Annotated in this window: 5 protein-coding genes; all 5 read right to left on the bottom strand. The window is 41.6% G+C overall.

All coding sequences use genetic code 11. The features are described 5' to 3' along the window. Positions 1-170 precede the first annotated feature (170 nt). Genes OCT63_RS20865 through OCT63_RS20845 form a run of 5 tightly spaced genes read right to left on the bottom strand, consistent with a single transcriptional unit; the run spans position 171 to position 13976 of the window. The gene (locus OCT63_RS20865) at positions 171-749 is read right to left on the bottom strand and encodes an OmpA family protein (protein WP_138684499.1); all 579 of its coding nucleotides are present in this window, start codon (positions 747-749) and stop codon (positions 171-173) included. Between the two features lie 2 nt (positions 750-751). Next, on the bottom strand, positions 752-2053 hold the full coding sequence (locus OCT63_RS20860) for a TolC family outer membrane protein (RefSeq protein ID WP_269984534.1): 1302 nt from the start codon (positions 2051-2053) through the stop codon (positions 752-754). A gap of 12 nt (positions 2054-2065) precedes the next feature. Further along, a complete protein-coding gene (locus tag OCT63_RS20855) occupies positions 2066-3373 on the bottom strand; it encodes an HlyD family type I secretion periplasmic adaptor subunit (RefSeq protein WP_269984533.1) in 1308 nt (435 codons plus the stop codon). After that, positions 3373-5493, bottom strand: coding sequence for an ATP-binding cassette domain-containing protein (locus OCT63_RS20850; protein WP_269984532.1), 2121 nt, complete (start codon positions 5491-5493; stop codon positions 3373-3375). Before OCT63_RS20850 ends, OCT63_RS20855 begins: the two co-directional genes overlap by 1 nt. Then, positions 5490-13976 (bottom strand): beta strand repeat-containing protein, encoded by an 8487-nt coding sequence (locus OCT63_RS20845; RefSeq protein ID WP_269984531.1) that lies wholly within the window; start codon positions 13974-13976, stop codon positions 5490-5492. The genes OCT63_RS20850 and OCT63_RS20845 overlap by 4 nt, the downstream gene beginning before the upstream one ends. Positions 13977-14079 lie beyond the last annotated feature (103 nt).

The raw sequence follows: 14079 nt of genomic DNA, 5'->3' as shown, positions 1-14079 counted from the left end.
GTTTAGAATCTATAAAGTGCCGTGTTTTTTCTTTTAGTTTTTTTGAATAGCCATGTAAATTCCTTAATAATTTGCCATTGTAAGCACAGTGTATAGTAAGAGTATTAAGGTACGCTTAAGCATAAAAAAGCCCGTTATAAAACGGGCTATTATCCATTGTTGTGCGCTATTTAAATGGTTGAGTTATATACGTCAAACTGCATTTGCATAACGCTAGACTGCTCACCTTCAACTAAAGCAATAACACGCGTTTCTCGGCCTTGTAGCTCTGTCGGAATTTTTTTAGTTTCGATAAACGTTTGTTGCGAAATTTGCTCTTCGCTCACATTAAGCGCAAGCAGTGCTGATTTAACCGTTTCAATACGTTTTAACGCTAGCTTTCGGTTGTATTCAAGTGAGCCCTTTTTACTGGTATCGCCTATTAAAATAACACTCAGTAGTGGTGAATTTTCAATAGAGCGAGCAAACTCGGCTACTTTTTGCTTTGCATCAGTAGTAAGTGCATGCTTATCAAATTCAAAGTTAATTACCACCCCACGAGTTGTGCTTATGTTTTCCTCAAGCGGGCAACCGTCGTTATCTGTTACCGCTTTAAAGGGCGTGTCTGCACATTTATCGCGCTCGTTAATAACCCCATCTTGGTCTTGATCAAGCAAATCATTAGACTGTAATTTTTGCTCGTACGGACCTGGCTCTGTCGCACAGGCTGTTAAAAGTAAAGCGGCACTTAATAAAGCTATTTTTTTCATTATTATCTATCTCCAAGCTGCCAAGAGTCTGGCTTATCTACTTTTAAGGCACTTACTAAACGACCCGTTGCATTGATCAACCTGTAGCTGGCAATACGTTGATCATAAGCTGATTCAATATAGTTTCTTCTTGCTGTGAATAATTCAATTTGCGAATCAAGTACAGCTAATAATGAACGACGCCCTAAGCCAAATTGTATTTCGTAACCTTGTTGTGCCACTTCAGCATAACCAACGTTTTCCTGATAAAACTTCTTTTGCTCGTCTAAAAACACATAAGCATTCCACGCGAAGCTAGTAGCCTCTTTGACCTGTCTGTGGGTTGAATCTTTTACAGCTACAGCTTCTTGATAGCGCCATTTTGCGGCATCAGTATCAGCATTAGTTTTACCGCCGCTGTATAAATCGTAACTCATAGTTAGCATTATACGGCCATTGACATCTCGCCCAGGCGATCCTGATATATCTCGGTTATCTGCAACATCAAGCTCTAAACTCACTTTAGGCCAATACCCACTTTTCTCTCTTTGTATTTGTTTATCAGCAGCTTGAATATCGTAAATAGCGGCAGCAATCTCAGGATGTGCGCTTTTTGCAATTCTCATCGCTTCCTCTAAAGAGCTAGGTATAAAATGCGCATCTGCTTTAGGAATAACAAGGTTTTCGGGGTACTTGCCGACTAGATCATAGTAATTTGCTTGTATGTCTAATAAGTTGTTTTTAGCCACTAAGTAGCCAGACTGTGATGTTGCTAAACGTGATTGCACTTGAGCTACATCGGCATCACTTGATAAACCACGTTGGTGGCGCTGCTCAATATCACTTAAAATCTTTTTATGTATTTCGATATTTTTTTCAGACAATTCAATTAATTCAATTGCTTTTAATAACTCTAAATAGACTTTAACAACTTCAAGGCTGATATTTTCTGCCTCAGAGATCAAACCGAGTTGATCGGCGCGTGCTTCGTTATCTAATCTAGCCACCTCAGAAGAAGTGCTAAAACCATCAAACAGCATTTGTGTAATTTTTAAGCCCAATTCTCGGCGGTCTAATTCTGTGTCAAATTCGCTGCCCGATTTATAATTCACATGCTCATAGCCATAGGCCGCATATAACCGTATTTGTGGTAAGTACTCACTAAATGCACTGCGTTTATCACGATACTTAGCTTCAAAGCTCGCATACTTTTGCATTAAGCGAGGGTTTGTATTTAATGTTTCTGCTACCGACTGCTCTAATGTAAGAGCACTTGCATACCCTGGTGTTAAAGCTAAAACAGAGAGTAATCCGATAATTCGCATTTAATATTCCTATTATGGTTCACGCATGGCATTTGCCTTTGCTCTTAGCAAAGGTTTTAACCAGTAATCTAAAACAGTTTTTTTCCCAGTAATTATATCTACCTGAGTTTGCATACCCGGTATGATAGGCTGCTGAGCAATCTGACTTACGGTGGTTTTTATAAAAGCTTGGTAATAAGCGGTGCCATCTTCTAAATATTGCGCATCCGCACTAATGTATGTGACCTCACCTTCTAAACCTCCGTATATAACAAAATCATATGCAGTAAATTTTACCTTTGCTGGCATACCCACTCTTATAAAGCCAATGTCCTTAGGCTGTACTTTAGTGTCAATTAAGAGCTGATCATTTTGCGGCACAATTTCCATCATAACTTCACCAGGGTCGATGACACTGCCGATAGAACGCGAGACTATATTTTTAACCGTTCCTCTTACAGGCGCTCTTACCTGTGCTTTTAACAGCCTGTCCTCAAGCGCTTTACTACTTTGTGAAATTTTGGCCAGTTCATTACTCACTTCATCTAACTGATTTTGTGTATCGGCTAAATAATCAAATACAATCGCTTTGCGTTCTTCAAGTACCTGGCTTTTGGCTGCTCTAAGCTGCTGTAGCAGTGCCGTAGCTTGGTTTAGTTCACCTTTCATTGCAATTTCATCGCGTTGTAACTTAACCAGTTCCATTTCAGCAACAGCTCCAGCATCTACTGCGCTTTGCGTTAACTCTACCTCTCTGCTCGTAAGCTTTAAGCTTTGCTTTAACGCTGAAATATTAGCCAGTTGTTCATTACTTGCCTGCTCTTGTTGCAATAAGCTTTGCGTACGCTGCTGTAATTGTGACTCGAGCTGAGTTAAACGAGATGTGTAAGTGTTATAGGCTTGCCTATATACCTCTGGCGACACGCCTTTTCGTGGTATTTCTAGGCGCTGAATTGTGGCTCCAAAACTACTTTTATCATCAAGTTCAACACTTTTAAGCTCTGTTAACAGGCGGTTACGCCTAGCAAGTAAAGACTCTCGCTCTTGGCTTGATTCAGCAAATGCTGCGGCAAAGCGAGTTTCATCAATTAAAAGCAATGGGTCGCCCACTTCAACTAACTGTCCCTCATGTACAAGTACTTCTTTTAATATGCCACCGTCGAGGTTTTCTATTGTTTGTACACGCTGAACAGGAATAACAGTGCCTTGTCCAGTAATTACCTCTTCTAGCTTAGCAAACTTGGCCCACAAAACGACTGAAAACAGCAAAATAAAAACAATAATAACCAACCGCTTAGCTTGCTTTGCAGCTTGCAGCTGCCCCATATATAAATCAGCCATTATTTAGACACGCTCCCACTATTGGCATTACTTACTCGCGTCACTTTTTTACTCACCAGTTTTACGCCGCCCGATACTTTTTCGCTAAATAATGATTTGGGGGTTTCTATACTCTTTAATCGACCATGGTCAATAACAAAAATCCTGTCACATATTGAGAGCATCTCTTTGCGGTGGCTAGAAATAACCACAGTTTCTGTACGCTCTTTTAAAGTTTTAATTAATAGTTTTTCATGCCCTTCATCCATAGCTGAGGAAGGCTCATCTAATAGGAGTAATGAATTATCACTTTGTAATATTGCGCGAGCAATGCAAACAGCTTGTCGTTGTCCTCCAGATAAAAATCGGCCGAATTCGCCTACTTGCGTTTCAAGTCCCGACTCTAAGCGATCAATAAAGCGACTCACACCTGATTGCACAAGCGCTTTTGCCAGCTCCGTTGGGTTGATGTCTTGAGCGCCTAACGTGATATTCTCAAGCACAGTGCCATAAAATAGGCTTGGGCTTTGTGCTACCCAGCCGCTTTGTTTACGTAACGCACTTAAAGACCAGTGTTTTATGTCAATGTCATCTATTAATAGTTGCCCAGACGTTGTTCTGTATTGACCTGCAATAATAGCCAGTAAGGTAGACTTACCGGACCCTGCTCGTCCATACAAACCAATTTTTTCACCTTTTTTGATATCAAAATTAATATTGTGAATAGCTTCAAGTTCTTGCTCATGATATTGAAAACTTAAATAACGAGCTGTAATATTGCCACTTAACGTTGCATCAATGGTACTTTCGCCGCTTTGCTGCTCTTGCTCTAACGCCATTATATTTTTAACGGACTCAATAGCCGTTTGAGTTTGCTTGTACTTTAAAACAAGCCCAGCCAACGATGATATTGACCCTGATGCACGCCCACTTAACATAACAATAGCAATCAGTGCGCCCATACTAATATCGCCATTACTAATTAAGTACACACCGAAAACGATTAATCCAATACTGGTAAATTGGCTGAGGCTAGAAACGGTATGCGTTAGAGTTGTTGCACTGTGACGTGATTTATTTTGCCAATCAACCATTTGTGCGAGTGTTTGCTCAAGCTTTTGTTGTGCCCCTGCTTGGCCATTCATTTGCTTAAGCTCAACAAGTTGGTTTAAATTTTCAATTAGATACGCTTGACGCTGGGTAGATAGCTTAGATGCCTGCTCTACGCTTTCATTTAATCTAGCTTGGAGTACAACACTTGTAATAATAACAACACTAAGCACGGCTACAGGAATAAGTACAATTAATCCCCCGAGCCAAAAAATTAAAGCTAAAAACAATAAGGTAAAGGGTAAATCAATAACAGAGACCAAGGTTGCAGAGGTGATAAATTCCCTTACGCTATCAAAATCTTGTACTTGTTTTGCATAAGCACCAGAAGAAGCTGGGCGCTGCTCTAGCCTCATACCGAGTACTTTAGCGTACAACATACTGCTAATACGTAAATCTATTTGCCTGCCTGCGGCATCAGTCAAATGCCCTCGCGCTTGTTTTAAAAGCCAGTCAAATACAATCGCTATTGTTGCACCCGTTGCTAACACCCATAACGTATCCATAGCTGCGTTTGGCACAACACGGTCATACACATTCATGGTAAACAATGGCACCACTAAAGCGAGCAAATTCACAGTTAGTGAGGCCAATAATAATGAGTTATAAAATGGCTTTACCTGATCCCACGCAGGCCTTAGCCAGCTTGGAATACGGGTGTGGAGTTTTTCAGAGCGTTCATCGGTTACATTATCGTGCGATAAGTACCATATAAGCTCTATATCTATGTCTGTTAACTGCTTGGGATTTGCATCATCTTGTGAGCTAAACGTACTTTTACCGCCGTTTTCAAAAAGCCAGAAAAAACCATCTTTATCGAGTACCAAAGCGGGATAAGCATAATGTTTAGGCGTAGTTTGTAGTTGAGCACTTACATTAATGTTACTTAATGCTTGCTCTAAATGATGCGCCGAAAACTCATTACTTGGTAAACCAAGTAACAAGTTGTCGCTTTGATGACGCAAATGCAAGGCATCGGCAATATGCTTACCGAGTGCCAACATTTGTTCCCGGTTAAGGATTAGCTTCATACGTTTTCATCACCACTAGTCATACTCGCAATAGTCTCATCATGTGCAGTGTCGCCACTACCAGACATTTCACTATAATCAGCACCACTGGCACTTGCTGTACGCGCTGAGTTACTTGTAGCCGACTCAGAAATAGTTACATTCACTTCCTCTGTAGCCGCTTGTTGCGTTTCACCATCGAGTGTAGCGAATGCATTGAGCGTTAGCGTGAAGCTATCACCTGCATCGGCGTCAATAATTTCGAGAGCTTCAATATCAGCAATATCAACGGTCCACGTATCACCTACTTTTTCTCCAAAGTTAAAGCTGTATCCATCAGGTAAGCCGGTAATTTCAATATAGCCGGTTTCATCTGCTGCAGGGTTTTGCAAGTCTGCATCTAAGTTTAGGGCAATATTGTTGGTTGAATTACTTGTAACATCATTTGCGGCAGTCCATACAGGCGCATCAGCTTGAGGCTCTAACTCAATAATAAACTCTGATGATTGTGTATCACCCACACTTGTTACTGTTTCGCCATTAATTTGTGCGCTATCAACAGTTGCAACATCAACACTCATGTTCAATGTACCAAACGCAAGACCACCGGCATTAAAGTCAAAGTTTTCTATTGAGCTGCTATCGCTTGTAATTGTTGCGCTAAAGCCGCCATTACCATCACTGGTAAAGAATACAGTTTCACTCCCAATAGTAATAAACGCTTCGCCGTCAATATACTCAAGAGCACTACTGTCCGAATCGGCTGCTATATTAACCGTTAACTGAATTGTCTCTGAGCCATCAGCCTCTTCACTAAATGCTTCAAGGTCAATAGTCATAGTGTCATCTTCTTGCCCGTCGTAGCTTTCAAACGGCTGCTTAGAAAAGTCCAATGCGTCGGCTTCTGGGTTTACTACAACCATAAACGAGGCTGAGGTTTGTACAATTTCACCAGGTGATTCGTCTTGTGTAAGGGCATTTAGGGTTAATTCAAACTCACCACTAAAATCAAGCGGTGGTACAATAATTAAACCAGCTAATTGCTCTGCAGTTACGGTCCAGCTTGTGGTGTCTTCACCATTAAAGGTGCCACCGTCTTTACCGTTATTAACAAGTAAATTACCATCAGCGTCTTTTAGTACGGCATCTTTTGGTACGCCCGAAATAGTAATTGATATAGTTTCAGAGCCGTCATCATCTTTTAGAAGCGCGCTTAAGCCTGCTAATGCTATATCGGCATCTTCGCTCCCTTGTGCATCTGCCACTGTTAATACGGCTTCATCGGTTACCGCCTCTACTGCAATACTAATTGTATTAGTAACTTGCGTTGTAGCTGTAGCTGTACCTGTACTTAATTGAGCGGTATCAACTATGGTTGCCGTTATTTGAATATCAATATCAGTTCCTGATTGGTCCTCAATTGGCTCAACGCCAATACCAGCAAGCGCAGCGGCAAACTCTGCTTCTGTCCCGTTATAGGTGTATGTGTTATCGCCGTTGTCGGTAAACATATTATTAGGGTCATATAGCCCCACACCGTCCGGTAAAGTAATAGTAATAGGCTTACTGAAATCAACCTCTTCAACTCCCCCATTTTGCTGAGGGTTTGAATCATCATCCACTTGGTTTAAATCGGTTAATGCTAACGTTAAGCCAAGCGCTGTGGTGCGGTTATCTTCTTTAATTTTGTTAATAGCAGCGCTAAACTCACCACCGTCGGCGACAGGGGTTACATCTATTTCTAAAGATTGAGTGTCATCAATATACTCATCACCACTATCATCATCTACTGCAATAATGGTTACCGGAATGATTAATTGCCCTGAGTAGTCATCGCCTGCACTGGTAAAGCTTAAGTTGTCAAGCGACTCTTCTGGAATAATATACTCAGCAACTTCACCATCATCCCCAGGGATTGCGATAACACCGTCACCTTCAATAATAAGGCCTTCAGGTAAGCTGTCTGCGCTTATGTAAACAGTCACGGTGTCGTTTTCATCATCAGTCAAGCTGGTATTAATATGGCCAGTAAAATCAAAAACTTCATCTTCTACAGCATCAACCACTGAAATTTGTAATTGCCCTACTTCAGAAGCTTCTGAGCTGCTCCCTTCACCTGTTACACTAAAGTTAACGGTAAAGTTGTCACTTAATAATACGGCGTGACTGCCATCGGCTACGCGCGCTTTAACAGTAACATCTATATCACCCGTAGAGTTTTGCGCTTCTAAGGTCACATCAGCAAGTAAGTCACTAATTACATCTTGTACTGTGTTACTTGTACCTGCATCAATAGGTATAATCCAACGGCCAGAGCCATCTGGGTACGCCCCATTTGGATGAAGCACCTCTATATTTACGCCATCAGGGAGTATTATTTCTATATGAGTAATAACCTCAGAGCCATCAATATCTTCTTCTGTAAAGCTAACAGCCCCTGATAAGCTCATTGTTCTACTTGAGCTCGTTATTGTTTCATCGGTTGCTTCAAGGCGGGTAACAGCACCACTATTATCGCGCTCGGCACTGCTTTGGGTATCAACTTGCCCGTTTACGGTTACTGTAACTCGACTACTAATGTCTTCGCTCACACTGCCTACATCAGATGTATCGGTCACGGTATAAAGTACATCAACAATTAGCGTGCCTGAGAAATCCTCATCAGGCAGCAAACGCACTCTATCGCTGGCTAAAACATCCTCAAGCGTTGGGTATTCGTCATTAATTAAATAAGTTAAATCATACCCGCTACCTACACTCACTTCGTTGCCATCAACATACAAGGTAGTGTTTGCTGGTATGCCTGTAATTACGGCACCTGTTATTGTTTCTGATCCATCACTGTCGATTAAATCGGGATTAAAGTTAAGTGCAATACGTGTATCTTCATTACCCTCAGACGTTGTTGCTAGGCTTTGCGTATTATTGTAGATTATTGGGTTAAAGTTTGTGGTTACAGCAATGTTGTAATCATTAGTATCACCATCATCTTCTGTTGAAACTACTTTAATATTAAAGTTAACTTCACCACTAAAGTCATCAACAGGCGCTAAATAGTAATTTTCCATCTCTGCAGCCGTTAAGCTGTACATTGGCTTGCCGTTATCATCAGTACCAACAATTGGTAAATCTGCTGGGTCGCCGTATACATCAACTAGCATTACCGAGTCTGGTAAATCAGAAATAACTAAGCTAATTGCTTCTGATTGATCCACATCAGAGGTCACAATTAAAAAGTCTAAAAGTAGGTTAGTATTTTCCGTACCTTGGGTGTTTTGCAGCGTAAAGTTGTTTTCATCTACCTCTGCAAATGCCCAGTTATCATTGCTATTTTCTTCATCTAGCTCTGGCGGATCTATTTTACCTATAACAGTTAATTGTAGAGTATCTGGCTGTGTACGTGCTTCTTCACCGGTGCTGGTTTCTGTTGCAATAGCTGTAACCGTAATATCGAAGGTAGCATCGGTTGCACGGCTGGCATCTTCTTTTTGTTTTAAGAATATGTTCTCTGCTTGCAGCTCTGTATCACTGACTAGCCAATTTCCATCTGTATCTTTAGCTAATACATTTCCATTTTCATCTACTAGCTCAAAACCTTCTGGTAATTCAACTTCAAAACGCAGTGTTTCTGAGCCATCTTCATCTACAAGTAAACCACTAAATAAATCGATAGCTGGGGTGAGCGCATCTTCATCTACGGTTTGGTTTCGCACAAATAAGCGAGGTTCATCAGCAACAGGAGTTATTTCAACCGTTACTGTTTGCCTGTTTGATGATGCACTATCATCATTTTCAGCTTCAGTAGCAACTGCAGTAATATCAAATGTAAACGTGCCTGCTACGTGCTCTTCGCCAACTACAGTTAAGCTTTGCGCCTCTGCTGCGGTTATTTCATCACCGTTTGATAGTTCACGGCCATCGGCACTAACAATTAAGCCCTCTTGTATATTATTGATTATATAAGTGAGTGTTTCTGATCCATCTGTATCTTGCAGTGAAGCGCCAATATTAATAGTAGCTTCGGTATCTTCTGCTGTTGTGTAACTGTAATCGTTTGTGTCATCCCAATCAGGAGTGTCGGCCACTGATATAACACTTACTGCTTGAGTGGCGTTGTATTCACGATTGCCATTATCAGTCGTTACTGTTGCATCAATAGTTAGGTTTACCGTTTGAGTTTGGTTTGAGCTATCTGCAAGCGGTTCAAATGTTAAAGCGCCGTTTATAGTTGCTACGCCATTAGCATCAATACTTAACTGGCTGCCACTTAGTACATAATAACCACCGGTAGCTGTTAGCTCACTGCCATTTAATAATAACTTTCCACCCTGTAAGGAGCTTTCTTCAATACGTATTTGAGTAACCGTTTCATTTTGGTCAATATCGCCTGGGGTTACGGTAACAGTAATTGTAGAAGAGCCATCTTCATTGGCATCTGTTGCAGTGGTAGTCATCTCACCAATGTAATCACTTGTAGTCAGTGATAAATCTGCTGTCGCTGTATCACCGTCAGTATCTGTTACAACATAAGTAATTGTGTCAACAAAATCATTAGCTGATGAGCCAAATGTAGTGGTGGTAATTGTTACGCTACCATCTGAATTAATTGTAGCAGTACCATAATCTTCATCACCATCATTTAAAGCGAATGTATCGCCCACATTTCTAACCACATCGTTATAAGTAATGCTTGTTACCGTCGCCCCATCAGCTCCCCCTTCAAGGTTAGCTAATAAATCGATTGTAACGGTTTCACCTTCCGTCAATGCTTTACTTGCTCCAGGTAAGCTTGGGATGTCATCAGTTACTGTGGCAACAACAACACTTTGTGAATTTGATATATCCCCGTCGGCATCTACCGCTACTAAATCGATTGTTACATCAAGTGTATTTTCTCCATTGCCCGCTTCGTGGTCTAAGGCTTTGAATTGCTCATACTCAAAGGTTCCATCAGCATTAAACCTAACGCGGAAAACTGTTTCAGCTGCCCCATTTTCGCCTGTTGGTGCTGTTGCTAAATACCAGCCATTATCGTCAGCTGTATTTGATAGCGTAACGTCTTCACCTGAAGAGGTGTAACCAGAAAAACTAAAGTTGTCAGCTAGTTTCACTTCAACAACTTCATCTGAGCCTGACGTAACACTAATATTGCCCTCGGTTTTAATTGAGTCGTTATTACGCAAGCCTTCTTCATCAACCACAGGAGCGCTATCGCCTGAAGTTGTGACACTCGGAGACTGACCATCTTCTACGTTTACTGCTAATGCACTTTGTTCTCTAGTGCCATCGGCATCAGTTGAAATAATAGGTACGTTAATAGCAAGCGTTGCTTCTTGTGAATCTAAATGATCAATAGCCCCTACGATTTCAAAGGCAATGTTGTAACTTTCAGAGGTGCCTGCAGCTACATCCACATCAGTTGGAAGAGTTACCGTAAATACAGTAACGCCATTAACTACACCGTTTGCGGTACCATCCTCATTAACTTGCCATGTAATCGGCTCACCGTTTTGGGTAAGAGCATTGCCATTGCTATCAAGTACCGCCTGACCTGAAGCTACATTCATACCAAGTGATTTAACAGCCTCACCGCCAGCCGTAATAGTAATGCTCTGTGTATCGGACTGACCAGTACTGCCTGTTTCTGGGCTTTCTGCGACATTGAACGTTGGCGAGGTTTGCGTTGCATTAGCACTATCTGTAACGTTTACAGTAATATTTTCCTCATCAATATCGCCATCTTGATCTTTCAATTCAATTGCAAGGTTAAAGCTACTATTACCGTTATTATCAAGAGGGCGAATAAGCTCAATTGTATATTGTAAGTTTGCTTGGCTGCTTGTGCTGTTTGTGATCTCAGGTAAAGTAGCAATAAATACAGGGTTATTTATATCACCTGTATGTGCTGTAAGCGTTAAGCCATCCTCACTTAAGGTATATTGAATAGCCTCGCCACCAGAGGTTAGTGCAGGTTGCGAGCCTGTAACAGCAAAGGTTAATGACGAAAAGCTATCACTGCCAATAACAGTATCTAATGTACCGCTAAATGTATCTGAGCCGGACGCTAAACCTGACTCATCAAGGTTTGCTGAGTCTATATTGGTAAGCTGTGGTCCTGTGCCATCTACAATGGTTATGGTTACATTGCCATTACCGCTAATTACCGTACCATCACTATCCTCACCATTAACAGAAAGCGCAAAATCAATATTCTCTCCATCAGGGTTATCAAGCGGTAAGCTGACTGTTGTTTGAACCCTAGCATCTAAATCTTTGCTATTGGCATCTTGCGTTGCACTTACGCTAAAGCGGATTACTTCGCTGCCATTTGCAGAGCCTATAATTGTTTTACCATCACCGCTTAAAACAAAGCTAATAGCAGAACCAGAACTAGTTAGATTCAACGAATTTAAACTTGCAATAGTGTCATCAAAGGTAATTGAATCAGCAACAAGTGCATCAGAACCTGCAGCAACACTAAAGGATTTGTTATTCGTGGTAATAACACCATAATCGCTTTCTGTATAAGTAGCGGCTTGATTTGTAAAGCTGCCCGCACTGCCATCTTGTACTGTAAATGTGGCTGTACTGGTTGAGCTGCCAACTCCGTCGCGATCTTCTATTGTGTATTCAATAGTAAACTGTGGTGAAGGGGTTGAGTCACGATCATCATCAGCATCAAAGCTCCATGTGCCATCGCTGTTAACCGTTAATGTGCCTTCATCGGTGTCTATTGTTGCAGGTGTATCGGCTGTTACATCATAGTCAGTGCCTTTAAATGTAACGCTTGTAACGGTTGGTGCGCCCTCTACTACACTGTCGTTTGTGACTAAGCTACCTGCATCGGTGTCGGCTTCGGTTACTGTAAAGCTGTCGTCACTGCTTTGTGGGGCTGAGTCGGTTATAGTAACGGCTGTTGGTACAACTACTAGTTCGGTTGTGCCATCGGCATCTGTTTGTAGTGCGTCTACAAAAATATCAGTAAGTAAACTCTCACTTTCGTGGTCAATTGGTGCATGTAGCGTGGTAGTAAGTTCACCACCCGCAAGCGCAACACTTAACACTAGGTTACCTTGCGAGTCTTTAACTTCTAACGATAAACCATCAGTTGCTAATGCAACAGTTACAGCTTCACCATTTACTTTTAAACCCTCAAGACCTGATTGCTCAGAGCTGATTGTAAGCACTGCGTTATCTATTTCTATGCTGCTTTTAGCCGAACTTGTTCCGCCATTACCTGTATTACTTTCATTAAGTGTTTGGCTATCAAGCGCATCAAGTATTGGCGTGCTATCTTCTGCGGTATTACCTGCAGAGTCTGTAACAGAGGTAACAATAGTCCACTGCTGTGAATCATCGAGCGCAGACACATCAATACCATTAACACTCCAAGCGCCACCTGTAACAGTCGCAGTTACTACTTCACTTTTGGTACCATCAGAAATAGTAAGCGTTACGGTAGAGGTATCCTCAGCATCAGTTGTACCGCTCAGCGTGGCTACTTGACCAGTTTTAAATGCTCTACTGTTAATGCCGTTATCGCCGGTATCAATATCAATATTAATGGTGGCGTCTTTGGTGAAGGTGGTTGAGTTAGTGGCTAAATTGCCCTCAACATCTAATGCGCTAACGCTTGCTGTAATTTCACCATCAGCAAGCGTTGTTATATCTGCTGCATCAACTTGCCATTGTCCATTTGCGTCAATAACGACGTTTTCAACTGTAACTTTTTTACCGTCTTTATCAGTAAACACCACGGTGGCTGTTTGATTTGCATCGGCTTCATCAATTACACCGCTTACGACTACATTACTTTGCTCATCACTATTAACTACATCATCGCCTGCTGCCATTTCAATGGTGGTTGCTGCGGTTTTATCGTGAATGGCTGTGTCTGTATCGGTTGCGGTATTGCCTGCAACATCACTTACGGTGGCTGTGGCGGTTAATGTACCGTCATCTAGCCCTGATAAATCAGCACCGGTAATCGTGTAAGCATTATTAATAACAGTGGCTTCAAAGCTGCGCTCATTACCTGCTTCATCTGTTACTACCACTGTTACAGTTTGATTGTCTTCAACACCCGCTGTTGTACCTGTAATTTCAACATTTAAGTTTTCACTATTGCCGTTAATTACGCCATCGTTTGTATCGTTAATATCAACTGTTACTGCAACTGTAGTGTCTTTAGTAAAGCTGGTTTCGTTTGTGGCTAAATTACCCTCAACGTCTAATGCGCTAACACTCGCTGTAATTACACCATCAGCAAGGCCTGAAATATCCGTAGCGTTGATTGCCCACTCACCTTCGTCATTAATAACTACGTTTTCAACAGTGACTTTGCCTCCGTTCACATCGGTAAAGACAACCGTGGCAGTTTGGCTTGTATCTGCTTCTTCTATTACACCGCTTACTACCACGCTTTCTTGCTCTGCGGTATTTATAAATGCATCATCACCGGTTGCCACATCAATACTGGTCACAGCTGTTTTATCATGAGTCACTGTATCTGTATCTGTTGCGTTATTGCCTGCTATATCACTTACCGTAGCTGTAGCGCTGAGCGTACCATCATCTAGGCTACTGGCATCAATCGGATCGGTAACA

The organism is Vibrio sp. RW, from assembly GCF_027587105.1.
Classification (GTDB): domain Bacteria; phylum Pseudomonadota; class Gammaproteobacteria; order Enterobacterales; family Vibrionaceae; genus Vibrio; species Vibrio toranzoniae.
The sequence above is the reverse complement of the archived record's forward strand: the minus strand, read 5'-3'. Positions and strand labels throughout refer to the sequence as shown.